26 protein-coding genes are annotated in these 26,444 nt (G+C 60.3%); 15 read left to right on the top strand and 11 right to left on the bottom strand.

Going from position 1 to position 26,444, the window contains the following annotated elements; translation table 11 throughout:
* Nucleotides 1–411: 411 nt before the first annotated feature.
* Nucleotides 412–1,116 carry an HAD family hydrolase gene (locus PY650_RS22490; protein WP_285881771.1) on the bottom strand — a complete coding sequence of 235 codons (705 nt, stop codon included), beginning with the start codon at nt 1,114–1,116 and terminating at the stop codon, nt 412–414.
* Nucleotides 1,117–1,419: 303 nt separating this feature from the next.
* Here PY650_RS22490 and PY650_RS22485 point away from each other — a divergent pair, with 303 nt between their 5' ends.
* Nucleotides 1,420–2,469, top strand: coding sequence for an aldo/keto reductase (locus PY650_RS22485; protein ID WP_285881770.1), 1,050 nt, complete (start codon nt 1,420–1,422; stop codon nt 2,467–2,469).
* Between the two features lie 47 nt (nt 2,470–2,516).
* Here the strand turns inward: PY650_RS22485 and PY650_RS22480 are convergent, their stop codons facing one another.
* Complete coding sequence (locus tag PY650_RS22480; protein WP_285881776.1) at nt 2,517–3,542, bottom strand: zinc-dependent alcohol dehydrogenase family protein; 1,026 nt, start codon at nt 3,540–3,542, stop codon at nt 2,517–2,519.
* Nucleotides 3,543–3,651: 109 nt separating this feature from the next.
* Between PY650_RS22480 and PY650_RS22475 the strand changes: the two genes are divergently transcribed.
* The gene (locus PY650_RS22475) at nt 3,652–4,554 is read left to right on the top strand and encodes a LysR family transcriptional regulator (protein WP_285881769.1); all 903 of its coding nucleotides are present in this window, start codon (nt 3,652–3,654) and stop codon (nt 4,552–4,554) included.
* Nucleotides 4,555–4,575: 21 nt separating this feature from the next.
* Here PY650_RS22475 and PY650_RS22470 read toward each other — a convergent pair whose 3' ends face one another.
* Nucleotides 4,576–4,875, bottom strand: a complete 300-nt coding sequence (locus PY650_RS22470; protein ID WP_285881768.1) for a YciI family protein — start codon at nt 4,873–4,875, stop codon at nt 4,576–4,578.
* Nucleotides 4,876–4,978: 103 nt separating this feature from the next.
* On the opposite strand from PY650_RS22470, the gene PY650_RS22465 reads away from it, so the two are divergent.
* Nucleotides 4,979–5,842 carry a LysR family transcriptional regulator gene (locus PY650_RS22465; RefSeq protein ID WP_285881767.1) on the top strand — a complete coding sequence of 288 codons (864 nt, stop codon included), beginning with the start codon at nt 4,979–4,981 and terminating at the stop codon, nt 5,840–5,842.
* Nucleotides 5,843–5,882: 40 nt separating this feature from the next.
* On the opposite strand, the gene copM is transcribed toward PY650_RS22465, so the two are convergent.
* The 3 genes from copM to PY650_RS22450 all read right to left on the bottom strand — a co-directional run bounded on the left by copM (nt 5,883) and on the right by PY650_RS22450 (nt 7,314).
* Nucleotides 5,883–6,251: a CopM family metallochaperone gene (gene copM, locus PY650_RS22460; RefSeq protein WP_285881766.1), complete on the bottom strand. Its 369-nt coding sequence runs from the start codon at nt 6,249–6,251 to the stop codon at nt 5,883–5,885.
* 76 nt (nt 6,252–6,327) lie between these two features.
* Nucleotides 6,328–6,717, bottom strand: a complete 390-nt coding sequence (locus PY650_RS22455) for a hypothetical protein (protein ID WP_285881775.1) — start codon at nt 6,715–6,717, stop codon at nt 6,328–6,330.
* Between the two features lie 48 nt (nt 6,718–6,765).
* Nucleotides 6,766–7,314: a 2'-5' RNA ligase family protein gene (locus tag PY650_RS22450; protein ID WP_285881765.1), complete on the bottom strand. Its 549-nt coding sequence runs from the start codon at nt 7,312–7,314 to the stop codon at nt 6,766–6,768.
* A gap of 134 nt (nt 7,315–7,448) precedes the next feature.
* Here PY650_RS22450 and hisS point away from each other — a divergent pair, with 134 nt between their 5' ends.
* The 3 genes from hisS to hisG are packed head-to-tail and all read left to right on the top strand — an operon-like array spanning nt 7,449 to nt 10,776.
* On the top strand, nt 7,449–8,963 hold the full coding sequence (gene hisS, locus PY650_RS22445) for a histidine--tRNA ligase (protein ID WP_285881764.1): 1,515 nt from the start codon (nt 7,449–7,451) through the stop codon (nt 8,961–8,963).
* On the top strand, nt 8,963–10,081 hold the full coding sequence (locus tag PY650_RS22440) for an ATP phosphoribosyltransferase regulatory subunit (protein ID WP_285881763.1): 1,119 nt from the start codon (nt 8,963–8,965) through the stop codon (nt 10,079–10,081). Before hisS ends, PY650_RS22440 begins: the two co-directional genes overlap by 1 nt.
* Entirely contained in the window at nt 10,081–10,776 is a 696-nt protein-coding gene (gene hisG, locus PY650_RS22435; RefSeq protein WP_285881762.1) for an ATP phosphoribosyltransferase, read from the top strand. Before PY650_RS22440 ends, hisG begins: the two co-directional genes overlap by 1 nt.
* Before the next feature lie 130 nt (nt 10,777–10,906).
* Here hisG and PY650_RS22430 read toward each other — a convergent pair whose 3' ends face one another.
* Nucleotides 10,907–11,350, bottom strand: coding sequence for a DoxX family protein (locus PY650_RS22430; protein ID WP_285881761.1), 444 nt, complete (start codon nt 11,348–11,350; stop codon nt 10,907–10,909).
* A 212-nt stretch (nt 11,351–11,562) separates the two neighbouring features.
* Here PY650_RS22430 and PY650_RS22425 point away from each other — a divergent pair, with 212 nt between their 5' ends.
* Nucleotides 11,563–12,270, top strand: a complete 708-nt coding sequence (locus PY650_RS22425) for a glutathione binding-like protein (protein WP_285881760.1) — start codon at nt 11,563–11,565, stop codon at nt 12,268–12,270.
* A gap of 64 nt (nt 12,271–12,334) precedes the next feature.
* On the opposite strand, the gene PY650_RS22420 is transcribed toward PY650_RS22425, so the two are convergent.
* From PY650_RS22420 to groES, 3 genes are all read right to left on the bottom strand, one after another.
* The gene (locus PY650_RS22420) at nt 12,335–12,841 is read right to left on the bottom strand and encodes a hypothetical protein (protein ID WP_285881759.1); all 507 of its coding nucleotides are present in this window, start codon (nt 12,839–12,841) and stop codon (nt 12,335–12,337) included.
* Between the two features lie 533 nt (nt 12,842–13,374).
* On the bottom strand, nt 13,375–15,015 hold the full coding sequence (gene groL / locus PY650_RS22415) for a chaperonin GroEL (protein WP_285881758.1): 1,641 nt from the start codon (nt 15,013–15,015) through the stop codon (nt 13,375–13,377).
* Between the two features lie 76 nt (nt 15,016–15,091).
* Nucleotides 15,092–15,388, bottom strand: coding sequence for a co-chaperone GroES (gene groES, locus PY650_RS22410; protein WP_004109735.1), 297 nt, complete (start codon nt 15,386–15,388; stop codon nt 15,092–15,094).
* Nucleotides 15,389–15,772: 384 nt separating this feature from the next.
* Between groES and PY650_RS22405 the strand changes: the two genes are divergently transcribed.
* The 6 genes from PY650_RS22405 to PY650_RS22380 all read left to right on the top strand — a co-directional run bounded on the left by PY650_RS22405 (nt 15,773) and on the right by PY650_RS22380 (nt 23,370).
* A complete protein-coding gene (locus PY650_RS22405; RefSeq protein WP_285881757.1) occupies nt 15,773–16,621 on the top strand; it encodes a TIGR01459 family HAD-type hydrolase in 849 nt (282 codons plus the stop codon).
* A 15-nt stretch (nt 16,622–16,636) separates the two neighbouring features.
* Nucleotides 16,637–17,620, top strand: a complete 984-nt coding sequence (locus PY650_RS22400; protein WP_285881756.1) for a bifunctional riboflavin kinase/FAD synthetase — start codon at nt 16,637–16,639, stop codon at nt 17,618–17,620.
* 138 nt (nt 17,621–17,758) lie between these two features.
* Nucleotides 17,759–17,956: a DUF3311 domain-containing protein gene (locus tag PY650_RS22395; RefSeq protein WP_285881755.1), complete on the top strand. Its 198-nt coding sequence runs from the start codon at nt 17,759–17,761 to the stop codon at nt 17,954–17,956.
* Entirely contained in the window at nt 17,946–19,421 is a 1,476-nt protein-coding gene (gene mctP, locus PY650_RS22390) for a monocarboxylate uptake permease MctP (RefSeq protein WP_285881754.1), read from the top strand. The genes PY650_RS22395 and mctP overlap by 11 nt, the downstream gene beginning before the upstream one ends.
* A gap of 296 nt (nt 19,422–19,717) precedes the next feature.
* Nucleotides 19,718–22,600, top strand: coding sequence for an isoleucine--tRNA ligase (gene ileS, locus PY650_RS22385; RefSeq protein ID WP_285881753.1), 2,883 nt, complete (start codon nt 19,718–19,720; stop codon nt 22,598–22,600).
* A 134-nt stretch (nt 22,601–22,734) separates the two neighbouring features.
* On the top strand, nt 22,735–23,370 hold the full coding sequence (locus tag PY650_RS22380; protein WP_285881752.1) for a hypothetical protein: 636 nt from the start codon (nt 22,735–22,737) through the stop codon (nt 23,368–23,370).
* A 39-nt stretch (nt 23,371–23,409) separates the two neighbouring features.
* Here PY650_RS22380 and PY650_RS22375 read toward each other — a convergent pair whose 3' ends face one another.
* Entirely contained in the window at nt 23,410–23,868 is a 459-nt protein-coding gene (locus tag PY650_RS22375) for a nucleoside deaminase (protein WP_285881751.1), read from the bottom strand.
* Nucleotides 23,869–23,940: 72 nt separating this feature from the next.
* Here PY650_RS22375 and PY650_RS22370 point away from each other — a divergent pair, with 72 nt between their 5' ends.
* Complete coding sequence (locus PY650_RS22370) at nt 23,941–25,866, top strand: pseudouridine synthase (protein ID WP_285881750.1); 1,926 nt, start codon at nt 23,941–23,943, stop codon at nt 25,864–25,866.
* Nucleotides 25,867–25,872: 6 nt separating this feature from the next.
* Complete coding sequence (rsmD, locus tag PY650_RS22365) at nt 25,873–26,439, top strand: 16S rRNA (guanine(966)-N(2))-methyltransferase RsmD (protein WP_285881749.1); 567 nt, start codon at nt 25,873–25,875, stop codon at nt 26,437–26,439.
* The last annotated feature ends 5 nt before the right edge of the window (nt 26,440–26,444 follow it).

Below are 26,444 nucleotides of genomic sequence, written 5' to 3'. Positions count from 1 at the left end.
CAAGTCGTGGACTTGCGCGGGAAGCAGGAACCAGACAACAAGGCGGCTGCGTAGCTTTAATCAGCTATGCACTGGTTTGTTTAGGTTCTGGAGAGCGGTTTCTGTCGAGTTATCCCTGCGCGCCTGCGGCTCCGCACATGGGTACAGTCTTAGCAGGCGGCTTGGCCGCTAAGGCCATGATGCTCTCGGCATATGTGGTTGCCACCCGATGGCCTGAGAATCCCGTCGAGACGCTATTGAACTGGACGGTAGCACAAATCTAGCCAATCTGCCCGAACTCTCGCCAAAGCTATCGGCCGCTATATGGACTACCAAAGCGACCGGAAGAATAACAGACTTCCGAAACCAGCGACGACACCGCAACTGGAACCACCATTTCAAAAGATCGTTCGCAGATTTTGAAGGCGGCCCTCAGCCCAGCTTCTCGATCACCCCTCGCAACTCTCCGAGATGTCCGATCTTGCGAAAGCGTGGCGCCTCCGTCGGTTCCTCGACATGTTCCAGGGTCCAAGTGAGTTCATGCGGCACGAACACGCCGAAACTTCCCGCGGCGAGAGCCGGCACGATGTCTGACTTCAGCGAGTTGCCGACCATCATCGCCCGCTCCGGCCCGCCGCCGACTTTCGCGAAGATGCGGCGGTAGGTGGAGGCATTCTTGTCGGAGACGATTTCGACGGCATCGAAGAAATCGCCGAGGCCGGATTGCGCGAGCTTGCGCTCTTGATCGAAAAGATCGCCTTTGGTGATCAGCACCAGCAGATAATTGCCCGCCAAAGCCTCCAGTGTCTCCCGGACATGGGGAAGCGTTTCGACGGGATGGGCGAGCAGATCGCGGCCGATGTCGAGAATTTGAGCGATCACCGTCGTCGGTACCTCTCCCTGGGTGATCTCGATCGCCGTCTCGATCATCGAAAGTGTGAAGCCTTTGATGCCGAAGCCGTAGTGGCGTAGATTGCGCTTCTCTGCTTCTAGCAGTCCTCGGGAAATGGTCTCACTCTCGGCATATTCGGCCAGCAGTTCGGTGAACTGCTGCTCCGTCAGGCGGTAGAATTGTTCGTTCTGCCAGAGTGTGTCGTCGGCGTCGAAGCCGATCGTGGTCAAAAGGCGTTGCGTCATGGAAATCCTTGACCCTGCGAATTGCATGGACGCGAGAGTCTATCGCGTGCCGAAGCGGTGGCAAGAGCGACGTGTCGGTAACGGCATCGTGATCGGCGCCGGGTATCGCGTTGAAATCGGATTCCGGTGCATTATGTCGATGTTGTCTCGATGACAACGGCGCTAAGACCGCTCCTCGATGACCTTCTTCAGACCTCACAAGGCAGCGCGGATCAGCGGCTGTCAAGCCGAGGCCAATAGCCACGAGATAAGAATTCACCGGCCGGAAGCCGCCTTCCGGCGGATCACAAGGGATTTCTTCACATGCGTTACAATCAACTCGGCAATACCGGCATGTTCGTCTCTGAACTTTGCCTGGGAACGATGACCTTCGGCGAAGCCAATCCCAATAGCAATTGGGGCGCTATCGCCGACGTCGACCAGGCGACGGCCGACAAGATCGTCGAAAACTCGCTCGCAGCCGGCATCAACTTCATCGACACCGCAGACGTCTATTCCTTCGGGAACTCGGAAAAGCTGCTCGGCCAGGCGCTGAAGAATGTCGGAGTGGCGCGCAAGGACGTCGTCATCGCCACCAAGGTCTACGGCGTCATGGGCGATAAGCCCAACGACCGCGGCGCGTCGCGTGGCCATATCATGGATTCGGTCCAGGCGAGTCTCGAGCGGCTGCAGACCGATCACATCGACCTCTATCAGATCCACGCCACGGATTCGGTGACGCCGATCGATGAAACGCTTCGTGCGCTCGACGATCTCGTTTCCCGCGGACTGGTCCGCTATGTCGGCGTTTCCAACTGGCAGGCTTGGCGCATCGCCAAGGCGCTCGGCATTTCCGAACGCCGTGGCTTTGCCCGCTTTGAGACGGTGCAGGCCTACTATTCCATCGCAGGCCGTGATCTGGAGCGCGAAATCGTGCCGCTAATGGCGGAAGAGAAGCTCGGCCTGATGGTCTGGTCGCCGCTTGCCGGCGGTCTTCTTTCCGGCAAGTTCGGCCCCGGCGCGCCTGACAAAGGCGAAGGGCGCCGCGCCGGCTTCGACTTCCCGCCGGTCGACAAGGACCGCGCCTGGGCCTGCGTCGGCGCCATGCGTGAAGTGGCCGAGAAACATGGCGCAAGTGTCGCGACCGTGGCGCTCGCGTGGATTCTGGCGAAACCTTTCGTCACCAGCATTATCATCGGCGCCAAGCGTCTCGATCAGCTCGATCAGAATTTGGCCGCCGTCAAACTGAAGCTGGATGCAGAGGATCTCGCCAAGCTCGACGAGGTCAGCGCGATCGCAGTCGAATATCCCGGATGGATGATCCCGCGCCAGGGCGCCGCACGCCGGCCGCAGCCGTTCGAGCCAATGTCCTGATATCCTGGGAAAGTGGGCCGCCACCCTTCGCGGCGGCCCGACTGCTATCACAGCTCGATGACGATCTTGCCGAAGGGGCCACGATCGAGATGATCGAAGGCTGCCGGTACCTCGTCGAGAGCATAGCGGTGGTCGATGACAGGCTTCAGGTCGATACTATCGACTGCGTGCACGAAATCTTCCAGCGAGCGGCGATGGCCGACGCTGACGCCTTGGACGACGGGTGACTTCAACAACAGCGGTGCCGCCGGGCCGGAGATGTCGAAGCCCTCCAGAACGCCGATGACCGAAATCTGGCCGTGAGGCGTCACCGCTTTCAGCGATTGGGCGAAGTTCGGCCCGCCGGCGATTTCAATAATATGATCGACGCCGCGATCGTTGGTGATGCGGTAGACTTCCTGCACCCAGTCGCTGGTATTGCGGTCGATGCCGTGATGGGCTCCAAGGGCTTTTGCCCGTGCGAGCTTCTCAGGCCCCGATGATGTCACGAATACCTCGGCACCCTGCGCGGCAGCGATCTGCAGGCCGAACAGCGCTACGCCACCTGTTCCCTGCACCAGCACGCGATCGCCTGGCTTGATCTTGCCACGTTCCACCAGGGCGAACCATGCCGTGAGGCCGGCGCAGGGCAGGGTGCTTGCCTCGGCATAATCGAGGCTCTTCGGTGCCGATACGAGCCAACCCTGCGGTACGGCGATATATTCGGAGAGCACGCCGGGATAAAAGCCGCCCAACGTCTTGTAGGGCGGGTTGCGGGCATCGCCAAGTGGCTTGTCGTCGATCCAGCCCGGATGGAAAGTCGAAATGACCCGGTCGCCCGCCGAAAATCTGGTGACATCGTCTCCTACCGCCTCGACCACTCCTGCCATGTCCGAGGCCGGCACGAAGGGAAACTGGATCGGCAGGCCCATGCCGGTCTCGCGGACGAGCTTGTCGCGATAATTCAGCGAAACCGCCTTGACCCGTACGAGGACTTCGCCGACGGCAGGCGTGGGAACCGCCGTTTCCGTCAGGTTCAACGGGGCGCCGACGGCGATTGTCTCGAGCGTCCAGCGTTTCATGGTGTACGTCAACATGGTCTCCTGTTGGAATGGGAAGCAATGAAGCCACTATATCGTTGCTTCAGCGTCGCCAGTGGCGATATAATTTCTGCAAACTGGTTCCCATTGGGAAGCAATAACCATGAATGACATGCTGAACGGCATTCCGGAGTTCGTTGAGGCGGTCGAGGCCGGCGGCTTTTCGGCAGCTGCGGCGCGCATGAATCTGTCGCGCTCGGCGATCGGCAAGACGATCGCGAGGCTAGAGAGGCGCCTGAACACTCGCCTGTTTCACCGTACCACCCGCATGCAAAGCCTGACCGATGAAGGCCAGGCCTTTTACGAGCGCTGCCGCCGGGCAATGGATGAGATACAATCGGGCGAGGCCATGCTGGAATCAGGCAAGCGAGAGGTCACGGGACGCCTGCGCATCTCGATGCCTGTGCTTTTCGGCCGTCGTTGTGCCGCGCCGCTACTGCTGGAACTCGCCCGCGTACACCCCAAGCTGGAATTGGATCTCTCTTTCAGCGATCGTGTCGTCGATCTCTTCGACGAGGGATTCGATCTTGCCATTCGCAACGGCGTGCTGCGCGATGAAGCCGGCCTTGCGGCGCGTAAGATTGCCTTCCATCGTATGACGCTTTGCGCGTCTCCGGATTATCTCACGGCGAGGCGCGCGCCGCGGACCATTAGCGAGCTCGCCACCCACGACCTGATTGTTTATGCGAGATCAGGCGAGACGAAGAAGTGGGTCTTTTTGCAGGAGAACGGCACGGCCGTCGAATATTTTCCGGAAGCGCGTCTGCGCTTCGATGATCTGGAGGTCCTTGCCGACGCGGCGGCATCGGGAATGGGGATCGCATGGCTGCCCTGCTGGCTGGTACGCGACTACGTGTCCGCCGGCACGCTCGTGCCGGCGCTGAAGGATGTGTCCAGCCGCGCCGTCAATGTCTATGCGGTTTGGCCGCAGATGCCGCAGCTCTCGCTGAAGATGCGCGCTGTCATCGACCTGCTGGCTGAGCGCTTACCGCAGATCATGGAGTAATAGGGGGGCTTCGCGCCGTCACTATATGCGGCGGGAACCATCGGCAAAAACCTGACTCCAAGTCAGGATCTGCACCGATTTGCGCAAACCCGCCGACCAGAAGGGGTCTTCCTTCACCAGCCGGTCAACCTCGTCTGCGTTCACCGCTTCGACGAGCCATAGGCCGCCGGCGAAGGCGTCGCCCTCCCGGCTGAGCGGCCCGGCTGTCCGGATGGAAGCGGCATTCTCTTCCAGGAAAGCGAAGTGGCGCTCTTGATATTCCTTGCGAATGACGGCGGCGTTTTGCCAATCGTCCTCAAACAGAACCGCAAATAGTTTCATTGCTTTCTCCTTGCTAACCATTTTTAGCCTATGGCTGCAATAATGCGGTTACACGCGGTAAATTTGCCGGCGGGAGCTGCGAAATTGCACGATCTCGATTGGAATGATCTGCGCTACGTCCTGGCGCTGGCGCGGGCACTCATTCGTTGCGGCGGGGAGGACGCTCGGAACGAATGCGACAACGGTTGGCCGGCGCTTGCGCGTCTTGGAGCAGCGTCTCGGCACTGCACTGTTCCTGCGCGATGCGGGCGGTATTATGTTGCCAACGCCGGTCGGCGAGATCACCCTGGCGCGGGCCGAGGCGATCGAGGCGGAAGTCGCCGCACTGTCGGGCGCATTGGATGCGGCCGATCCTATGGCGCTCGGCAAGGTGCGCCTCACGGTCGCCCCATCCTTCATCAATCGGCTGCTGATTCCGGCCATGCCCCGACTTCTGGCCGAGCATTCCGGCCTGCAGCTGGAACTCATCGGCGATGCCCGCAATTTCAACCTGACCAGGCGCGAATCGGATATGGCGCTGCGTCTCGCAAGGCCGACCGACATGGCGAACGGCAGGGTCGTCACGAGGCGGCTCGCCACGCTGGACTATGCCGTTTACGTCGCGGCCGGCCAGGCAAAGCAGGCAGAGGGATTGCCTTGGATCGTTTACGAAGAGGCAATGCTGCATCTGCCGCACGCCGGCTGGATCGCCGCGCAAGCGGAAAAATCCGGCCGTTTCAGCCCGCTCGTCGTCAACGATGCCGAATCTCTGCTCCAGGCTGCCACTGCCGGATTGGGGCGCGCGCTCCTGCCGAAGATCTTGGCCGAGAAGGCCGACGGTCTTTGCCGCGTCGACAGCGGCGACAGAAATCCACCAGTGCGTGAGATATGGCTCCTCGTCCACGCGGAGCTTCGCCAGCTCGTCCGTATTCGAGCCGTTTCCGACTGGCTTGATACGGTATTCCGCCGTCAGCATCTGGAGCAATGAGGAAAAGGCGGCACGGAGCCGCCTCCCATTGTCTGATAGACTACTTGCCGTGCTTCTTCAGCCAGGCGTTCATTTCCTTGATTTCGGCCTCTTGCGCGGTAATGACGGCTTTCGCCAATTTGCGCAGTACCGGGTCCTTGCCGTATTTGAGCTCGATCTTCGCCATGTCGATCGCGCCCTGATGATGCGGGATCATGCTGCGGGCAAAATCCGCATCGGCATCGCCGCTGTAGGTGATCATCATATCCTGGTGCATCTTGCCCATGGCATCGTTGTAAGCCTTGCTGGATGCTCCCTGGTCGCCCATCGGCTTGCTCATGTCCATGCTGGGCTTGTCCTGGGCGAGGGCGGGGATGGCGAGGAAGAGTGCAAAAGCGCCGGCGAGGATGATGGATTTTGAGATAGTCATAAAAGGTCCTTCCGTTTCGGAACGGTATCTGAGTTTCTTGCGATGCATCGCTTCGCAAGCCGGATGAAGACGCGTATCAGGCGAAACGGGGAGGTGGCGCCGTTGGTGCGGGACGAGAATCGGCAAGCGGTTGAGCATGCGTCGGCGCCGGATAGCAGAATGCCAGCGCCTTGCCGTCGCCCATCGTAAGCAATGGCGCGACCGCGAGGCAGGCCGCGCAGGAGGGCACATGCGCCATGCCGTCTGCGCAGGGATTGTCCGATCTCTTATCGGGGGCGGCACTGTCGGCATGCACGACCATCGAACCATGATCTATTGCTATACCAGGCATTGCCTCATGCATGCTCATGGTGGAGGCAACCGGCATCGCTATCTCTGAAGTGCAGATAGGGCAATGCGCCAGCGCCGGCATGGCACCGTAGAACAGCCAGGCAATCAGCATTGTCAGGATCGCGAAAAGGCGCATGGACAAAAAACTAAATTCATGGTCGCAAAAGGCAAGCGGAATTTGCACTCAGCGAAGGTTGGCAGCATATCGAGGCGCCAATTTGACCTCGCTCAGGATTTCAACGGGCGGAGATTTTATGCAATCGACGGCATCGAAAGTCACGGTAAATCTTGCCTGCATTTCCGCTGCCCAGTTCAACGCTGTTTCGGCCGGTGCCATCGGAATGTTCATGGCGATGGTACAGTGCGGTTGCCAATGGTCGGGACGGTAATGCGCCTGACACAGGAGGGGATCAATTTCCCGATGAATGGCGTGATGGACCCGCCGCAAAACGTTGTCATCGACGGGACGCGCCCAAAGCACCAGCACACCGTTCCGGAAGTGCCGGATGCCTGAGAACTCCACGGAAATCGCCTGGATGTCGTGAAAAGCCTTGCGAACTGCCTCGCAAACGCGGTCGGGCGAGATATTCTCATAGATGGCTAAGGCCAGATGCGGAGGGTAGTTCAACCCCTGCATCGACGGCACAGTTTCAAAGGCCCTGGCTTGTAGCCAAGGATCGCGGACGGGCATCGCCGTATTGTTAGTGCATTTCAGGCTGATTGCATAGGGCATGGCTTGCACATCCCGTTGTGCTGCGTCCGTCGATCACTGTCAGTTTTGTCAAACGATCATCTACACAATCCTTGCCGCATCCCGCGCTATCCGCTAGTTAACCGCCACTGTTCCCGTACCGGATTATCCTGCAAATGAGCGAAAAACAGAAGAAACCGCAAAAGCTCAAGGCCCGCCTGCCGCGCGGCTTTGTCGATCGTTCGGCGAGCGATATTCGCGCCGTCAACGAAATGACCGCTAAGATCCGGGCTGTCTATGAGCACTATGGTTTCGATCCAGTCGAGACGCCGCTGTTCGAATATACCGATGCACTCGGCAAGTTTCTGCCAGATAGCGACCGGCCGAATGAAGGCGTGTTTTCGCTGCAGGACGACGACGACCAGTGGATGTCGCTGCGCTACGACCTGACCGCGCCGCTCGCTCGTCATGTCGCGGAGAATTTCAACGAGATCCAGCTTCCCTACCGCACTTACCGCGCCGGCTACGTCTTCCGTAACGAGAAGCCAGGTCCGGGCCGCTTTCGCCAGTTCATGCAGTTCGACGCCGATACGGTTGGCGCGCCGGGCGTACAGGCCGATGCGGAAATGTGCATGATGATGGCCGATACGGTGGAAGCGCTCGGCGTCAAGCGCGGCGACTATGTGATCCGCGTTAATAACCGTAAGGTCCTCGATGGCGTACTCGAAGCGATCGGCCTCGGCGGCGACGAAAAGGCTGCCCAGCGCCTGAACGTGCTGCGCGCCATCGACAAGCTCGACAAGTTCGGCCCGGGAGGAGTCTCGCTGCTGCTCGGGCAGGGTCGCAAGGACGAGTCCGGTGATTTCACTAAGGGCGCAGGCCTCAACGCTGATCAGATCGAAAAAGTACTCTTCTTCGTCGGCATCAAGGATTATGCCGCAAGTGCTGTCCGGCTTGCAGAGCTTGTCGCCGGTACATCCAACGGCAGCGAAGGCGTCGAGGAATTGAACCTGATCGGCTCGCTGGTCACCAGCGCCGGCTATCAGGATGATCGTATCAAGATCGACCCGTCCGTCGTGCGCGGCCTCGAATATTACACCGGCCCGGTTTACGAAGCCGAGCTTTTGTTCGACGTCACCAACGAGAAGGGCGAAAAGGTCGTCTTCGGCTCGGTCGGCGGCGGTGGCCGTTATGACGGGCTTGTATCGCGGTTCATGGGCCAGCCTGTTCCTGCCACCGGCTTCTCCATCGGCGTGTCGCGCCTGATGACGGCCTTGAAGAACCTCGGCAAGCTCGGCCAGGATGAGGTAATCGCTCCCGTACTCGTCACTGTCATGGATGGCGACGTCGAGGCCATGGGCCGCTATCAGCGCTTCACCCAGCAATTGCGCGCCGCCGGCATTCGCGCCGAGATGTTCCAGGGCAATTGGAAGAAGTTCGGCAACCAGCTGAAATATGCCGACCGCCGCGGCTGCCCAATCGCCATCATCCAGGGTGGCGACGAGCGCGCTGGAGGCGTCGTACAGCTCAAGGATCTTATCGAGGGCAAGCGCCTCTCGGGTGAAATCGAGGACAATGCCAGCTGGCGCGAAGCCCGCGTTGCGCAGGAAACCGTGCCCGAGGCGGAATTAATCGCGAAGGTTCAGGCAATGCTCGCAGCACAGGCGGAAGACCGGAAGAGGGCGGGCTGATGCCCCTGATCAACCTTCCCGATTTTACCGACAATCTTCTTGCCGAATTTGCAGCCCGTGGGACGGAACGGGTCGATACACCCATTATCCAGCCGGCTGAACCCTTTCTCGACATGGCCGGCGAAGATCTTCGTCGCCGCATCTTCATGACGGAGAACGAGACCGGCGCCAGCCTTTGCCTGCGCCCGGAATTCACGATCCCGGTCTGCCTGCGCCATATCGAGACTGCGACCGGCACTCCAAAACGCTATTCCTATCTCGGGGAAATCTTTCGTCAGCGTCGTGAAGGTGGCAATGAATTTTATCAGGCGGGGATAGAGGATCTTGGCGATCGCGATATCGCCGGCGCTGACGCCCGCGCCATTGGCGATGCCATCGGCATCCTGAACCGGCTGCTCCCCGGTAAGCCGTTATCCGTGACCCTCGGCGATCAGGCGGTGTTCGAGGCGGTCGTCCAGGCACTCGGTCTTCCGTCCGGCTGGCAGAAGCGCCTGATCCACGCCTTCGGCAACCTGACGCAGCTCGAAACCCTGTTGGCGCGGCTCGCAAGCCCGCAGCCGGTCGTCGGTCTTGATCGCTATGTGGTCGATTTTCTGGCACGCGGCGATGAACAGGGGTTGGTGAATCACATCGACAACACCATGCAAGCAACCGGCTATTCCACCAATGCCAGCCGTTCGCCACTGGAGATTGCACGTCGTCTGCGGGAAAAACTGGTGTTGTCGACGACCCATCTCGACGATGTCGCCTTCGGTGTGCTGGAAGAATTCCTGTCGCTCAGTCTGCCGCTCGCGGACGCCTCTTCTGCGCTTGCTGGTTTTGCCGACGCGGCTGGGCTCAAGCTTGGTGCGGCGCTTGAACGCTTTGACGCCCGCATCACAGCCCTTGCCAAGGCCGGCGTCGATGCGTCGCAGATCGAGTATGGCGCCGCCTTCGGCCGTCCGCTCGATTACTATACCGGCCTCACGTTTGAAGTGACGGTGCAAGGTTCGACCGAAGTACTGGTGGGCGGCGGCCGTTTCGATCGCCTGCTGACGCTGCTCGGCGCAAAAGATCATATCCCGGCTGTCGGCTTCGCGCTCTGGCTCGACCGCATCGAAACCGCGAGGGCAGCCTGATGACCATCACAATTGCGCTTCCTTCCAAAGGCCGGATGAAGGACGATTGCTCCGATATCTTCGCACGCGGCGGCATGCCCATCATTGCCGTCGGCAATGACCGCTCCTATCGCGGGCGTGTCGAAGGCTGGGACAATGTCGAAATCGCTTTCCTGTCGGCGTCGGAAATCTCGCGCGAGATCGGCAATGGCAGCGTCGATTTCGGCGTTACTGGCGAAGATCTCGTGCGCGAGGGTATGGCCGAGGCCGATCGCCGCGTCGAGTTCTGCGCTCGCCTCGGCTTCGGCCACGCGGATGTCGTCGTTGCCGTGCCGGATATCTGGCTTGATGTCGATTCCATGGCCGATCTTGGCGACGTCGCCGCCGACTTCCGGGCACGGCGCGGCCGCAGGCTGGCGATCGCCACCAAATATTGGCGCTTGACGCAGCAGTTCTTCTCCAGCCAGCACGGCATCCAGCTATACCGCATTGTCGAAAGCCTCGGTGCGACGGAGGGGGCGCCTGCCGCCGGCTCCGCGGATATCATCGTCGACATCACCTCGACAGGGTCGACGCTGAAGGCAAACCATCTGAAGGTTCTGTCGGACGGGGTTATCTTGCACTCCGAGGCTTGCCTCGTCCGCGCGCGCAAGGAAAGCCACGAGGGCGATCCCTTGGTTCAGCGCATCATTGCAGCCGTGCGCGCTGTGCTGTGAAACTTCTTGATCTGTTTTGGCGATACAAAAAACCCGCCGTGGGTGAACTGACCCCCGAAAGTTGGACATCAACTTTCGGGGGTCAGTTCAATCGCTGGCGGGCTTTCTTATGCTTGGAGGTTTTGCGCAATTAGGCGGCTGCGTAGGCGCCACGGCGTGCGTCGAGCGAATAGACACCCGGGCCGTTGGTGGCAAGCATCACGTAAGCGCCGGCGAGCGTGACGTTCTTCAGGAAGTTGACGAAGTTCAGGCCGTTGATCCAGCCGTTGGCGGCGGCCGGGAAATCCGGGACGTTGACGGTCGGCAGATGGAAAACGATCCCCGTGAAAATGCAGAACAGCGCCAGCAGCCAGCCGACGATGCGGATCTGGAAGCCGATGAGGACGCAGACGCCGGTGACGAATTCAAAAGTGCCGGCGAGGTAGGTGAGGAGCGTGGCGGCCGGCATGCCGGCGCCTGCGATCATGCCTGCGGTACCCGACGGATCGGTCAGTTTACCGAAGCCGGCGAAGATGAACATGAAGGCGAGCAGGATGCGCGCCACGAGAATGATGATGTTGTTGGTATTGGACATGACGGTCTCCAGTGAAGGTGTGGTGCCGTGAGTGGCATTTCCTGACAGCCGTTATTCGCGATTTTGAGGGGGTTGGAAAGATAAACAACTGGGTACAATTAGTTCACAATTGTTGAACGATATCTCGTAAGCCGCGCTCTTCCCATGTGCTCCATATCGACTATGTTGGCGCGAATTCATTCGACAAATCATGATCTTCAGAAGGAAGCCCCATGGCCGATCTGTCCACTTTCCCGATTACCAAGCGCTGGCCCGCCAGCAATCCGGATATCATCCAGCTCTATTCGCTGCCGACGCCGAATGGCGTCAAGATTTCGATTGCGCTCGAAGAACTCGGTCTTCCCTATGAAGCGCATCTGATTTCCTTTGGCACGAACGACCAGAAGTCGCCTGAATTCGTTTCGCTGAACCCGAACGGCCGCATCCCAGCGATCATCGATCCCAATGGCCCCGACGGCAAGCCGATCGGCCTGTTCGAATCCGGTGCCATCCTCGTCTATCTCGCCGAGAAGGCCGGCAAGCTGATGCCCAAGGATGCTGCCGGGCGTTACGAAACATTGCAGTGGGTGTTCTTCCAGATGGCCGGCATCGGCCCGATGTTTGGACAGTTCGGCCACTTCTTCAAATTCGCCGCCGACCAGGTTGCGAACAACTCCTATCCGGTGGAGCGCTATCGCGGTGAAAGCAAGCGCCTGTTGAGCGTCCTTGAAGGCCGGCTGAAGGGCCGCCAGTGGATCATGGGCGACGAATATACCATCGCCGACATCGCCACCTTCCCGTGGGTCCGCGGCGTCGACGTCTTTTATGGCGGCCGGGAAGTTCTCGATTTCGCAAACTTCCCCTCGGTTATGGATTGGCTCGAACGCGCCATCGCTCGTCCGGCCAGCCAGCGCGGGCTGAATATTCCGAAGCGGGATTGATACCGAGAGTTCGTCTGCGCGATGTTAGGCCGGCCCGAGAGGATCGGCCTTCTGCGTTCAGGCGCTATTGCCGGCTCGCCAGTTGGCTGCCCGGCTCAAGTTTGAAACGCGGAAACAGGAACATGCCGACCATGCTACCGGCGTGTTTTCCTTCCATGCCAATCGATTCCCCAACGCAGAAGATCGGTTGCCGATGCCCGCCGACGCCGAGCGCGGTGGTGGAGTAGCAGAAAGAGGACGACGCGGTTGCCGCCTGCTCGAACAGGTCGAGTATGCGGGCGCGGTCATGGGCGTCGTAGCAATGCATCAGGCTCAACAGGCCGCATTCCGACGAAGTCAACCCATGCAGCATGGTGCTCCACTGACCAAGCTTGATGACGCCGCTCGATAAATCGCCGGTCCATGCTTCGGAGACGCAGAACTGCGCCAGAAGATCAGGATCATGTCCGTCGAACTCCAGTGATCCTGGAGCGAAAGGTGCGGCAAGATTGGCTTTGGCGATCTTGAACAAAATATCCCCCAGCTTGAGGCGCGGGTTCCCCTGCGCGCGCTTCAATCGAATTCCATGCATTATTGGACGGAGCGTCGCTCCGCATATTGCACAGCGGCGGACCGGCGAAGCCCACGTCTTCACTGCGTCCACCACACCGGGCGTGCTTCCGGATCGTCAATTCAACGTGTCAAGTCACTTCAAGTAATGATTCTACGCGAGCTATCTATCAAAAAGGTTATGAAAATATTTGGTCGCAGGTAACGCCCGTCGAAAACAAGTAAAATTTATATAGTCTGCAACAACCCCTCGAAAATCATTGCGCTGCGATTTATAGGAGCTTTTCGGAAAACGGCAATGGGGCAATTTGCGCAAAATTGCACCCTTGTAAGATCTTCTAAACCTTGCCCTGCAGTAGGTTCAGCGCAAAACGAAAAGAGCGGCCCGAGAGCCGCCCTTCGTCAATTCCGGATGTCGGATTGAACAGTCGCAATAAGGCCGGTGCCCTATGACATCATGTCCATGCCGCCACTTCAGGCCGCTTGGCGGCCTGAAGCACTGAAAGTGCAAGGGCGAAGCTTTATTGACATTCCTGTGATCGGGCCAATGCCCTATCACATCATGTCCATGCCGCCCATGCCGCCCATGCCGCCCGGCATGCCAGCCGGAGCGTCCTTCTTCGGCAGCTCGGCGATCATGGCTTCGGTGGTGATCAGCAGCGAAGCAACTGAAGCTGCGTCCTGCAGAGCCGTGCGAACGACCTTGACCGGGTCGACGATACCCATGGAGATCATGTCGCCATAGACGCCCGTCTGAGCATTGTAGCCGAAGTTGTCTTCGTTCTTGTCGAGGATCTTGCCGACAACGATAGAGGCTTCATCACCAGCGTTTTCAGCGATTTGGCGGCAAGGAGCCTGCAGAGCGCGACGGATGATGTTGATACCGGCTTCCTGGTCGTCGTTTTCACCCTTCGCGGAGATCTTGACAGAGGAGCGCAGCAGGGCCGTGCCGCCGCCCGGTACGATGCCTTCCTGAACAGCAGCGCGTGTCGCATTGAGAGCGTCGTCGATGCGGTCCTTCTTTTCCTTCACTTCGACTTCGGTCGAGCCGCCAACGCGGATGACGGCAACGCCGCCAGCGAGCTTGGCAAGACGTTCTTGCAACTTTTCGCGGTCATAATCGGAAGAGGTTTCTTCAATCTGAGCCTTGATCTGAGCTACGCGGCCTTCGATGTCGGACTTGGCGCCAGCGCCGTCGACGATCGTGGTGTTTTCCTTGGAGATCGAAACCTTCTTGGAACGGCCGAGCATGTCGAGGGTAACAGACTCGAGCTTGATGCCGAGGTCTTCGGAGATGACAGTGCCGCCCGTCAGGATGGCGATGTCTTCCAGCATGGCCTTGCGACGATCGCCGAAGCCCGGAGCCTTGACGGCAGCGATCTTCAGACCACCGCGCAGCTTGTTGACGACGAGCGTTGCGAGAGCTTCGCCTTCGACGTCCTCAGCGATGATGAGGAGCGGCTTGCCGGTCTGAACGACGGCTTCGAGAACCGGCAGCATGGCCTGCAAGTTGGAGAGCTTCTTCTCGTGAAGGAGGATGAAGGCGTCTTCGAGGTCGGCGATCATCTTTTCCGGGTTGGTCACGAAGTAGGGGCTGAGGTAGCCGCGGTCGAACTGCATGCCTTCGACGACTTCGAGTTCGGTTTCGGCGGTCTTGGCTTCTTCAACCGTAATGACGCCTTCGTTGCCGACCTTCTGCATGGCTTCAGCAATATCGAGACCGATCTGCTTTTCGCCGTTTGCGGAAATCGTGCCGACCTGTGCGACTTCTGCCGAAGTGTTGATCTTCTTGGCCTTGGCCTGGAGATCCTTGACGACTTCGGCAACAGCGAGGTCGATACCGCGCTTCAGATCCATCGGGTTCATGCCGGCAGCAACTGCCTTGGCGCCTTCGCGAACGATGGCCTGGGCGAGAACGGTTGCAGTCGTTGTGCCGTCGCCGGCGATGTCGTTGGTCTTCGAAGCAACTTCGCGGACCATCTGCGCGCCCATGTTTTCGAACTTGTCTTCGAGTTCGATTTCCTTGGCGACGGTGACGCCGTCCTTGGTGATGCGCGGAGCGCCGAAGGACTTGTCGATAACGACGTTACGACCCTTCGGGCCGAGCGTGACCTTCACTGCGTCGGCGAGGATGTCGACGCCACGAAGCATCTTTTCGCGGGCGCCGCGGCCGAATTTTACTTCTTTAGCTGCCATTGTCTGAAACTCCTGAATTCGCGTTGTCCGGGTTTATGGCCCGTCAGCTTTATCGGAAAAGGGGAAACCGGCTGGATTAGCCGATGATGCCCATGATGTCGGCTTCCTTCATGATCAGAAGGTCTTCGCCGTTGAGCTTGACTTCGGTGCCGGACCACTTGCCGAACAGAACGCGATCGCCAACCTTGACGTCGAGTGCTACGACCTTGCCGGATTCATCGCGGGCGCCAGAGCCGACGGCGACGATTTCGCCTTCCTGCGGCTTTTCCTTGGCGGTATCGGGAATGATGATGCCGCCCTTGGTCTTTTCTTCCGACTCGACGCGACGAACGACGACACGGTCATGAAGGGGGCGGAAATTGGTGCTTGCCATTGTCTAATCCCTCGATCAAATGACATTCACGGATCAGCGGGGATCCGTATGGGGCTTGTTAGCACTCTGCCTTGGCGAGTGCTAACGGACGGTGATTTAGGATTGGGCGTCAAACGAGTCAAGAACGGCATCGTGAAATTTTTACGGCATGTCGGGTTTGTTTCGAGGATGATTAACAGCGCCGATCGCGTCGCTAAGATGAGTAACGACCATAGTGCTGCCGAAACTCCGCACCAATTTTGCCCTCGATTTTACCGTTCGCCCGGTTCGGCGCCGGCCTGTTGCTTGGGGCCTTTTGCAGCGCAAAAACCTTTTGCCGCGCTCTTGTAATTTGCGGGCCGGTTTGCGATGTCACCCCCTGATTTTTTTGAATGCGAGGATGGGATGGGCAAGCGTATCGAAAGCTTTCGCGAGATCGGCGGATATTATGATGTCGCGCTCTGCGATGTCTGGGGCGTCCTGCACAACGGCGTCTCCGCCTATAGGGAAGCGTCGATCGCACTGGAAGCCGCACGTGGCGAAGGACTGACTGTCGTCCTCATCACCAATTCTCCCCGCATCGCACCGAAAGTGGTCGAGCAATTGTGCCAGATCGGGGTTCCCGACAGCGCCTATGACAGCATCGTCACCTCTGGCGACGTCACCCGCCGTCTAATCGCCGAAGGCCCGAAGAAAGTGTTCCTACTCGGTCCCGAACGCGACATCGCCATCATCGAGGGATTGGATGTCGAGCGCGTCGAGGCAGAAGAGGCCGAGAGCATCGTATGCACCGGCTTCTTCGATGACGAAACAGAAACGCCCGATGATTACTCCGACATGCTGACAGCCTGGTCGGCCCGGAAAGTGCCGCTGATCTGCGCCAATCCCGACCTCGTCGTCGAGCGTGGCCACCGCATGATCCCCTGCGCCGGCGCCATGGCCGCCTATTACGATCGGCTCGGCGGCGAGACGCGGATTGCCGGCAAGCCGCATCAGCCGATCTATGACGCCTCGATCGCCGCCGCCCGCGACGTGCACGGCGAATTCCCGCTGTCGCGCGTTGTCGCAATCGGGGACGGCATGCCGACTGATGTGCGTGGCGCGCTCGATTATGGCCTCGATCTTCTTTATATCAGTCATGGTATCCATGCCCGCGAATATGTCGTTGACGGTCGCACCGACGAGGCAGCGCTTGGCGCCTTTCTGGCGCGCGAACGGGCGTCGCCGAAGTGGTGGATGCCGCGCCTTGCCTGAGGAGAGAGGTAGCCGATGACCGTTTTCCATCGCAATGAGACCCGCGAGCCGCTGCCGGACAATCTGAAAGGCGGGGTCATCGCCATCGGTAATTTCGACGGCGTGCATCGCGGCCATCAATCCGTGCTCGATCGCGCGCTGGAGATCGCCCGGGAGCGCGGTACACCGGCGCTGGTCCTGACCTTTGAACCACATCCGCGCACCGTCTTCAGGCCCGATCACCCGGTTTTCCGCCTGACGCCGGCGCCGTTGAAGGCGCGTATCCTGGAAGCGATCGGCTTCAATTCCGTTATCGAATATCCCTTCGATCGGGCCTTTTCGCAGCGTTCCGCCGACGAATTCGTCCACTCCATACTGATCGACTGGCTGCATGCTTCCGAAGTCGTCACCGGCTTCGATTTCCATTTCGGGCACGACCGCCAGGGTGGTCCAGCTTTCTTGATGAATGCCGGCAGCAAGAATGGTTTCGGCGTAACCTTGATCGATGCCTATCGCGACGAGAATGCCGAAGTCGTCTCATCGAGCCGCATTCGGGAACTGCTGGTGGATGGCGAGGTGGCGGAGGCTGCCGGTCTGCTCGGCTATCGCTACACTGTCGAGGCGGAAGTGATCGGCGGTGAAAAACTCGGCCGCTCGCTTGGCTTCCCGACCGCCAACATGCAGCTGCCGCCGGAAACCGAGCTGAAGGCCGGCATCTATGCCGTGCGGTTCCGTACCGCCGATGGCGTCATCCACGATGCCGTTGCCAGCTACGGCCGGCGCCCGACAGTGACAAATAATGGCGCGCCGCTGCTCGAAACCTTCGTTTTCGACTTCAGCGGCGACCTCTATGGTCAGATCTGCTCTGTCTCCTTTTTCGGCTACCTCCGGCCCGAATTGAAGTTTGACGGCCTCGACGCTTTGGTGGCGCAGATCAGAAAGGACGAGGAGGAGGCGAGGGCGCTGCTCGCAGGCGTGCGGCCGCTTGGGGACATCGACCTGTTCATCACCTTTTCCTGATATCGCTCAAGGAGTTGTGCGGCGAGGACGTGCCGCACTGCAGCATCTTTTTTGCCTTGAGCCGACTACCAGATGAGCTAGTTCTTATAGGTGATGAGGTGCGGATTCGCCGCGCCCAATCTCCGAAAGGCGCACGAAATGGATAAAGGCTTTGGAACGGCGGCTTGCTGGCTGCTCGTCATTCCCTATATCGGCTTGCTCTGGGTTCCCTTCTACAACAGCCATGACCCGGTCCTTCTGGGCTTTCCTTTCTTCTATTGGTATCAGCTTGCCTGGGTGCCGATCACCGCTTTCCTGACCTGGATCGCCTACCGGAGCATGCGTCATGACGACTGAGACCGACACGGCCGCGCTTGCCGTCTTCATCTTCTTTTTCGTGCTTGTCACCGTCATGGGTTTTGTTGCCGCGCGCTGGCGCAGGCCGAAGACCCTTGCTCGCATCGACGAATGGGGCCTGGGCGGGCGCAGCTTCGGCACCTGGATTACCTGGTTCCTCGTCGGTGGCGACTTCTACACCGCCTATACCGTAATTGCCGTTCCTGCTCTGGTCTACACGGTCGGCGCCTATGGCTTCTTTGCTCTGCCTTACACGATCATCGTCTATCCCTTCGTCTTCATGGTGATGCCGGTTCTCTGGAAGCGGGCAAAGGATAATGGTTACGTCACGGCGGGCGATGTCGTGCACGGCCAATATGGTTTGCGCGCGCTTGAATTGGCGGTGGCGATCACGGGCGTAATCGCGACCATGCCTTACATCGCGCTGCAGCTTGTAGGCATGACGGCAGTCTTCAAGGCCCTGGGACTTCACGGCGAAATCCCTCTTGCCGCCTCCTTCATCATCCTGGCGCTCTATACCTACTCGGCGGGACTTCGGGCGCCGGCATTGATCGCCTTCGTCAAGGACATCATGATCTATATCGTGGTAATTGCCGCCGTCGCGCTGATCCCGGCGAAGCTGGGCGGCTACGCCAATGTGTTCGCCTCGGCCGATGCCGCATTCCAGGCAAAGGGATCCGGAGGTCTGTTGCTGGCACGCAACCAATACGTCGCCTATGCGACGCTGGCGCTAGGGTCGGCGCTCGCAGCCTTCATGTATCCGCATACTTTGACCGGTATCTTCGCCTCCAACAGCGGCAGGACCATTCGCAAGAATGCTGCGTTGCTGCCGGCCTATACGCTACTGCTTGGCCTGCTGGCACTGCTCGGCTACATGGGCCATGCGGCTGGCCTGAAACTCGACAGCCCCAATGACGTAGTGCCGGCACTGTTCAAGACACTGTTCTCGGGCTGGTTCGCCGGTTTCGCCTTCGCGGCGATCGCGATCGGCGCCCTGGTTCCTGCGGCGGTGATGAGCATCGGCGCGGCCAATCTCTTCACCCGCAATTTCTGGAGAGCCTATGTCAATCCGCAAGTCAGCGAAGCGGGCGAAGCCAAAGTGGCCAAGGTGACGTCGCTCATCGTCAAGATCGGCGCGTTGCTTGTCATCCTGTTCCTGCCGACGCAGTTTGCTCTTGATCTTCAATTGCTGGGCGGTATCTGGATCATGCAGACGCTGCCGGCACTGGTCTTCGGCCTCTATTCCAACTGGTTCCGTGGGCCCGCGCTGCTCGTCGGCTGGTTCGTCGGTTTCTTTGGTGGCACCTACCTCGTATGGATCAATGGGCTAAAACCGCTGCAGGCAATCAGCCTAGGAGGAGCACCGTTTACGGTCTACATCGGCCTGCTGGCGCTGATCGCCAATATTGTCGCCGCCGTGATCGTGAACGTCGTCACGCCGGCACGGGCACCGGCACAGGCCTGATTGAGCCGGCTCCGATTGGCCGCGGACGGAAACGTCCGCGGCTTTTCTGTGGCTAGCAGCGGCTGATCCCTCTTCCTTTCCGCGCAAAAAGCGCCTATGAACCGCCAACCATGACCCAATTTCGGCTGAGCCCATCGATACGAATTATTGGCCCGGCTTTCCGCGCGCTTTAAGCTGCCGGAAGGTCCGGGTTCTTAGCGCCTGTTCCCGAGGCGCTTTCCGCCGCCGAAAAATCCCTATATGGCTGCGCCTTTCCGGCGCAAAACGCCCGAGACGCCGAGGCAATTGTCAGAACAATGACCGATACCGCTGAAAAGATCGACTATTCGAAGACCCTTTACCTGCCCGAGACCGACTTTCCGATGCGCGCTGGCCTGCCGCAGAAGGAGCCGGAGCTGGTCAAGCGCTGGCAGGAGTTGAACCTCTATAAGAAGCTGCGCGCTTGCGCCGCCGGCCGCGAAAAATTCGTGCTGCATGACGGCCCGCCCTACGCCAACGGCAATATCCACATCGGCCACGCGCTGAACAAGATCCTGAAGGACGTCATCACCCGCTCTTTCCAGATGCGCGGCTATGACAGCAATTATGTTCCGGGTTGGGACTGCCACGGTCTGCCGATCGAATGGAAGATCGAGGAAAAGTACCGCGAGAAGGGTAAGAACAAGGACGAGGTTCCGGTCAACGAATTCCGCCAGGAATGCCGTGACTTCGCCGCCGGCTGGATCAAGATCCAGTCCGAGGAGTTCAAGCGCCTCGGCATCACGGGCGATTTCGACAATCCCTATCTGACGATGGACTTCCACGCGGAATCCCGCATTGCCGGCGAACTCTTGAAGATCGCGCGAAGCGGCCAGCTCTATCGCGGCTCGAAGCCGATCATGTGGTCGGTTGTCGAGCGTACGGCACTGGCGGAAGCTGAAGTCGAATATGCCGATGTCGAGAGCGACACGATCTGGGTGAAGTTCCCCGTCGCCGAAGGTCCGGCCGCGCTCTTCGGTGCCTTCGTCGTTATCTGGACCACGACTCCATGGACGATCCCCGGCAACCGGGCGATCTCCTATTCGTCGCGGGTTTCCTACGGCCTTTACGAAGTGACGGAAGCCGCCAATGATTTCGGCCCGCGTCCGGGTGAAAAGCTGATCTTCGCTGATAAGCTTGCCGAGGAGTCTTTTGCGAAGGCGAAGCTGCAATACAAGCGCCTGCGCGACGTAACTGCCGACGATCTGGCCGCGCTCACCTGTGCGCATCCGCTGGCTTCGCTTGGCTACGATTTTAAGGTCCCGTTGCTGGACGGCGACCACGTGACCGACGATGCCGGTACGGGTTTCGTCCACACCGCACCCAGCCACGGCCGCGAGGACTTTGACGCCTGGACGACCCATGCCCGCCTGCTTGACGCGCGCGGTATCCCTACTCGCATCCCGTTCCCGGTCGACGACGCCGGCTTCTATACTGCCGATGCCCCCGGCTTCGAGGGCGGCCGCGTTATGGACGACAACGGCAAGAAGGGCAATGCCAACGAAATCGTCACCAAGGCACTGATCGAGACAAACACGCTCTTCGCCCGCGGCAGGCTCAAGCATTCCTATCCGCATTCCTGGCGCTCGAAGAAGCCGGTGATCTTCCGCAACACGCCGCAATGGTTCGTCTATATGGACAAGGATTTCGCGGATGGCACGACGCTGCGTTCGCGCGCGCTGAAGGCGATCGACGATACGCGTTTCGTGCCCGCCGCCGGTCAGAACCGCTTGCGCGCCATGATCGAGCAGCGCCCGGATTGGGTTCTGTCGCGCCAGCGCGCCTGGGGCGTGCCGATCTGCATCTTCGTCGATGAAGAGGGCCAAATCCTGCAGGACGACGGTGTCAACGCCCGCATTCTCGAAGCCTTCGAGAAGGAGGGCGCCGATGCCTGGTTCGCCGAAGGCGCGCGCGAGCGCTTCCTGGGCGAAAAGGCGAATGAGCCGTGGAAGCAAATCATGGACATCCTCGATGTCTGGTTCGATTCGGGGTCGACCCACACCTTCACACTGGAAGACCGTCCGGACCTGAAGTGGCCGGCGGACGTCTATCTCGAAGGCTCGGACCAGCACCGCGGCTGGTTCCACTCGTCGCTGCTCGAAAGCGCCGCGACGCGCGGTCGTGCGCCCTATAATGCCGTCATCACCCATGGCTTCACCATGGATGAGAAGGGCGAGAAGATGTCGAAGTCCAAGGGCAACGTCGTTGCACCTCAGGACGTGATGAAGGACGCCGGCGCCGATATCCTGCGCCTCTGGGTCATGACCACAGATTATTGGGAAGACCAACGTCTCGGCAAGGCCATCATCCAGACCAATGTCGATGCCTATCGCAAGCTGCGTAACACGATCCGCTGGATGCTCGGCACCCTGGCGCACGACAAGGGCGAAGTGATCGCTTACGCTGACATGCCGGAGCTGGAGCAGCTGATGCTGCATCGTCTCGCCGAACTCGACGGGCTTGTGCGGGAAAGCTATGATGCCTTCGATTTCAAGCGCATTGCTCGCGCCCTCATCGACTTCGCCAACGTAGAGCTTTCGGCCTTCTATTTCGATGTCCGGAAGGATGCGCTCTATTGCGACGCGCCGTCGAGCTTGCGCCGCCGCTCGTCGCTCGCCGTCATCCGGATGATCTTCGATTGTATGGTAACCTGGCTGGCGCCAATGCTGCCGTTCACGACGGAAGAAGCCTGGCTGTCGCGCAACCCGTCCGCGGTCTCCGTGCACCTCGAACTGTTTCCCACCGTTCCCGCTGAATGGAGGAACGGGACCCTGGCCGAGAAATGGAAGAAGATCCGCGCGGTGCGCAGCGTCGTCACCGGCGCACTCGAAATCGAGCGCAAGGAGAAGCACATCGGCTCCTCGCTGGAAGCGGCGCCGGTGGTCTATATCGCCGATCCGGAGCTGTTGAAGGTATTGGAAGGCCAGGATTTTTCGGAGATCTGCATCACCTCCGACATCACCATCCGTGGTGGCGAAGGCCCGGCCGATGCCTTCCGCCAGGACGACGCCGCCAAGGTGAGCGTCGTGCCGAAGCTGGCAGAAGGCCGCAAATGCGCCCGCTCCTGGCGTATTACCGCCGATGTCGGTTCCGATCCGGAATATCCTGACGTATCGGCGCGCGATGCGGCGGCCTTGCGCGAGTTGATGGCTGTCATCTGAAGAAAATTACCGGATGAATTGCCTTTGCGGCGTTCATCCGGTAAAAGCTGCCTGAAAATGGCCCGATTTTTGCGGCAGTTGGCGTGAATTGGGATTCTGCGATAGTTGTACCGGCATGGCTGGGAAGGGTATTCATGAGAGCGATGCATAGGGTTCGTGTCGGCGTCAGCTTGACGGCACTCGTGGTTGGCTGCGGTCTTATGGCCGGCTGCATGAGCAGCCCGCGCTACGGCACGGACAAGACCGCCGGCGAACAGCTCTTCGACGATATCAGCGACATCGCTTCCGTTTCGGCGGCCACGCCGAAGGACAAGGGTGTGAAATATCCGAACCGGCCCGGTCTGGTTGTCCCCGGTGAGCAGAACAGGCAGGACCTGACAGCACCGCAGCAGTCGCTGGCAAGCAAGGATAATCCGGCCTGGGTAGAATCACCCGAAGAAGCGCGTAAGCGCCTGGCCGAGGAAGCAGATCAGAACAAGAACGACGTCAATTATCGCTCGCCGCTCGCCAAGGCCGATAGTGGCCGCAATCGCGTAACCGAGGCGCAGCAGACGGCCGCCTATCGCGCCGCGCGCCAGGATCAGGCCGGTACCTATATCGACCAGCGCCGTTACCTGATCGATCCGCCGCAGCAATATCGTCAGGTCTCCGATCAGGCTGCTTTGAACGACCTCGGCACGCCGGAGAGCAAGAAGGAAAAGCAGCGCAAGAAGGATGCCGAGGCTGCGCAGCAGTCCAGCAACAGCAGCTGGTGGAAACCCTTCCAATAAGCCTTTTCTAGCTGGAGCGGCGGTCAAATCCGCCGCTTTTTAGTCTTCCATGCGCTTTTGCTGGAAGAATTCCTTGAGAATGTCAGCCGCGTCCAGTTCGGCCATGCCCGAATAGACTTCTGGCGCGTGATGGCAGGTCGGCTGGCGATAGAAGCGCACCCCATTGTCCACCCCGCCGCCTTTTGGATCTTCCGCGCCATAGTAAAGGCGGCGGATGCGGGCAAACGAAATGGCGGCGGCGCACATGGTGCATGGCTCCAGCGTCACATAGAGATCGGCACCCGCCAGCCGCTCTTGACCAAGCGCCTCGCACGCCATGCGGATCACAGTGATTTCGGCATGCGCGGTGACATCGCTGAGTTCACGCGTGCAATTGCCGGCTTTGGCGATAACGGTGCCGTCGAGCACGAGGACGGCTCCTATAGGCACTTCATCACGCGCTTTAGCGGTCTTCGCTTCGGCCAGCGCCAGCTCCATGAAGCAATTTGTCTGCACCATCTAAGATTTTCCACTTAACCGCGGGGGCGTGACCTGATAGGAACACGCCTTAAAAATTCAGGCAAACAACAAATGACAATGAATGACAAGCCCAAGCGGCCCGGGTCCAAACCCTTTACCCGCGACGTCAAGACGAAGCCGGCGAAGACAGGCGACGACGCCAAGCCGATGAAGGCTGCGTCAGCCAAGGCGACGGCAGAGACAGAAGGCGGAGATGGAAAGGCCGAGCGTATTTCCAAGGTGATGGCGCGCGCCGGCGTAGCATCGCGCCGCGACATCGAACGTATGATCATGGATGGCCGCGTAAAGCTGAACGGCGTGCTATTGGATACGCCGGTCGTCAACGTGACCTTGACCGACAAGATCGAGGTGGATGGCGTGCCGATCCGCGGCATCGAGCGCACGCGTCTGTGGCTTTATCACAAGCCAGCAGGCTTGGTGACCACCAATGCCGATCCCGAAGGGCGTCCGACTGTCTTCGACAATCTGCCGGAAGAGCTGCCGCGCGTCATGTCGATCGGCCGACTCGACATCAATACTGAAGGCCTGCTTCTGCTCACCAACGATGGCGGTCTCGCCCGTGTTCTGGAACTACCAACCACAGGCTGGCTGCGTCGCTATCGCGTCCGCGCCCACGGCGAGATTGATCAGGAAGCTCTGGACAAGCTGAAGGAAGGCATTGCCGTCGATGGTGTGCTCTATGGCTCCATCGAGGCGACGCTCGATCGCACGCAAGGGTCCAACGTCTGGATCACCATGGGCCTGCGTGAAGGCAAGAACCGCGAAATCAAGAATGTGCTCGGCGCCCTCGGCCTCGAGGTCAACCGTCTGATCCGCATTTCCTATGGCCCGTTCCAGCTCGGCGAGCTGGCGGAGGGCCGGGTGCTGGAAGTGCGCGGCCGCACGCTGCGCGATCAGCTCGGTCCCCGTCTGGTCGAAGACGCCAAGGCGAATTTCGATGCGCCGCTCTATAATGCCTCTGCTGGTGCCCTCGAGGATGAAGCCGACGCCAAGCCGGCACGCGCCGCGAAAGAGGAACGCCTGCGCCGCGAGCGGCCCGAGGATAAGCGCGAGCGGGCCCTGAGCCGCCTGGACACCAAGCGTGAGGATCGCCGCGAAGGCGGCCGTCGCGCGGACGACCGTCGGGAAAGCTCTCGCCATGGGGAGGACGACCGTGCGAAGCGGCAGCCGCTCGGCCCGCGCCGCAGCGCCAACGTCTGGATGGCGCCCGGTGCCCGACCGCTTGGTGAAAAGGCTGCCCTCAAGGCTGCCAAGAATGCGAGGACTGCTGCCAAGCGAGGCGAGACCGAGCGCCCGCAGCGCGGCGGTTTCGACCGCCCGGATGAAGGCCCGCGCGTTCGCGTCAATCGTGTCGACGAGGCGGACGGCGAATGGATACGCTCGAGTGAGGTCGCACCGCGCAAGCGCGGCGATGACGAGGGCTTCGAGCGTAAGCGCTCCCGTGGAGATCGGCCGCAGAGCGACCGTCCCGCTCGTGGGGATCGTCCATTTGGCGATCGTCCGCGTGGCGAACGTGGTTCGCGCACTGAAGGCGGCGACCGGCCCCGTACGAAATCCTTCCAGGGCGAAGCCCGCTCCGAGCGTCCTCGCGGTGATCGCCCATTCGGTGATCGTCCGTCGCGCGGCGACAAGCCCTTCGGCAGCAAGCCGCGTGGGGATCGACCGTATGGCGACCGGCGGCCGCGTCCTGAGGGAGACGACCCCGCCAGGTCTTTCCACGGCGAGCAACGCTCCGAACGCCCCCGCAGCGACCGTCCACAAGGCGAGCGTTCCTATGGCGAACGCCCGGCGGGCAAGCCCTTCGGCAAGAAACCGGGCGGGAAGTCCTTTGGCGGCAAGCCGGGCGGAAAGCCCGGTGGGGCACGCGGTTTCTCGGGCAAGCCCGGCGGGGCCGGTCGCCCATCGGCTGGTCCTGGCCGCGGTGGCGCAAATCGCGGCGGCTCCGGAAGGGGCGGCCCAAAGGGCGGAAGGGGTTGATACGCAGTGCGGATCGTCGGCGGTGAGTTTCGCGGCCGGTCGCTTGCGGTGCCGAAGTCGGACGACATTCGTCCGACGGCGGACCGCACGCGCGAGAGCCTGTTCAATATCGTGAGCCATGCCTATCCCGGGGCCATCGACGGCACGCGGATGATGGACATCTTTGCCGGCACCGGCGCCGTTGGCCTCGAAGCTGCCTCCCGCGGTTGCCGTCATGTCCTTTTCGTCGAAAGCAGCGTCGAGGGCCGCGGCCTGCTTTGGGAAAATATCGATGCACTCGGCCTGCATGGCCGCACGCGCATCCTCAGGCGCGACGCCACCGATCTCGGCAGCGTCGGCAATCTGGAGCCCTTCGATTTTCTCTTCGCCGATCCGCCCTATGGCAGGGGTCTGGGCGAGAAAGCCTTCGCAGCTGCCGCGGCTGGCGGCTGGCTTGTGCCGGGAGCCTTGGCTATTCTTGAGGAGCGCGCCGACGTCGCCGTTGCCGTCGCGCCCGATTTTCTCTTCCTTGAGGAGCGGACTTTCGGCGATAGCAAAATGCATTTCTTCCGTTATCGACCTCGGCAGGACTAGCGGCG

Origin of the sequence: Martinezella calliandrae (assembly GCF_030272695.1) — a bacterium.
Lineage (GTDB): Bacteria > Pseudomonadota > Alphaproteobacteria > Rhizobiales > Rhizobiaceae > Rhizobium > Rhizobium calliandrae.
Note: the sequence above shows the minus strand (reverse complement) of the source record. Positions and strands in the feature narration are given on the sequence as shown.

Bases quoted from the DNA above. Each gene is read 5' to 3' on its own strand.
- PY650_RS22490 (WP_285881771.1), bottom strand. From the start codon at position 1,116: ATGACGCAACGCCTTTTGACCACGATCGGCTTCGACGCCGACGACACA.
- PY650_RS22465 (WP_285881767.1), top strand. From the start codon at position 4,979: ATGATCTGCGCTACGTCCTGGCGCTGGCGCGGGCACTCATTCGTTGCG.
- groES (WP_004109735.1), bottom strand. From the start codon at position 15,388: ATGGCAAGCACCAATTTCCGCCCCCTTCATGACCGTGTCGTCGTTCGT.
- PY650_RS22475 (WP_285881769.1), top strand. From the start codon at position 3,652: ATGAATGACATGCTGAACGGCATTCCGGAGTTCGTTGAGGCGGTCGAG.
- PY650_RS22470 (WP_285881768.1), bottom strand. From the start codon at position 4,875: ATGAAACTATTTGCGGTTCTGTTTGAGGACGATTGGCAAAACGCCGCC.
- PY650_RS22405 (WP_285881757.1), top strand. From the start codon at position 15,773: ATGGGCAAGCGTATCGAAAGCTTTCGCGAGATCGGCGGATATTATGAT.
- PY650_RS22380 (WP_285881752.1), top strand. From the start codon at position 22,735: ATGAGAGCGATGCATAGGGTTCGTGTCGGCGTCAGCTTGACGGCACTC.
- copM (WP_285881766.1), bottom strand. From the start codon at position 6,251: ATGACTATCTCAAAATCCATCATCCTCGCCGGCGCTTTTGCACTCTTC.
- ileS (WP_285881753.1), top strand. From the start codon at position 19,718: ATGACCGATACCGCTGAAAAGATCGACTATTCGAAGACCCTTTACCTG.
- PY650_RS22420 (WP_285881759.1), bottom strand. From the start codon at position 12,841: ATGCATGGAATTCGATTGAAGCGCGCGCAGGGGAACCCGCGCCTCAAG.
- PY650_RS22375 (WP_285881751.1), bottom strand. From the start codon at position 23,868: ATGGTGCAGACAAATTGCTTCATGGAGCTGGCGCTGGCCGAAGCGAAG.
- PY650_RS22485 (WP_285881770.1), top strand. From the start codon at position 1,420: ATGCGTTACAATCAACTCGGCAATACCGGCATGTTCGTCTCTGAACTT.
- PY650_RS22440 (WP_285881763.1), top strand. From the start codon at position 8,963: ATGCCCCTGATCAACCTTCCCGATTTTACCGACAATCTTCTTGCCGAA.
- PY650_RS22425 (WP_285881760.1), top strand. From the start codon at position 11,563: ATGGCCGATCTGTCCACTTTCCCGATTACCAAGCGCTGGCCCGCCAGC.
- groL (WP_285881758.1), bottom strand. From the start codon at position 15,015: ATGGCAGCTAAAGAAGTAAAATTCGGCCGCGGCGCCCGCGAAAAGATG.
- PY650_RS22395 (WP_285881755.1), top strand. From the start codon at position 17,759: ATGGATAAAGGCTTTGGAACGGCGGCTTGCTGGCTGCTCGTCATTCCC.
- mctP (WP_285881754.1), top strand. From the start codon at position 17,946: ATGACGACTGAGACCGACACGGCCGCGCTTGCCGTCTTCATCTTCTTT.
- PY650_RS22430 (WP_285881761.1), bottom strand. From the start codon at position 11,350: ATGTCCAATACCAACAACATCATCATTCTCGTGGCGCGCATCCTGCTC.
- PY650_RS22450 (WP_285881765.1), bottom strand. From the start codon at position 7,314: ATGCCCTATGCAATCAGCCTGAAATGCACTAACAATACGGCGATGCCC.
- hisG (WP_285881762.1), top strand. From the start codon at position 10,081: ATGACCATCACAATTGCGCTTCCTTCCAAAGGCCGGATGAAGGACGAT.
- PY650_RS22400 (WP_285881756.1), top strand. From the start codon at position 16,637: ATGACCGTTTTCCATCGCAATGAGACCCGCGAGCCGCTGCCGGACAAT.
- hisS (WP_285881764.1), top strand. From the start codon at position 7,449: ATGAGCGAAAAACAGAAGAAACCGCAAAAGCTCAAGGCCCGCCTGCCG.
- PY650_RS22455 (WP_285881775.1), bottom strand. From the start codon at position 6,717: ATGCGCCTTTTCGCGATCCTGACAATGCTGATTGCCTGGCTGTTCTAC.
- PY650_RS22370 (WP_285881750.1), top strand. From the start codon at position 23,941: ATGACAATGAATGACAAGCCCAAGCGGCCCGGGTCCAAACCCTTTACC.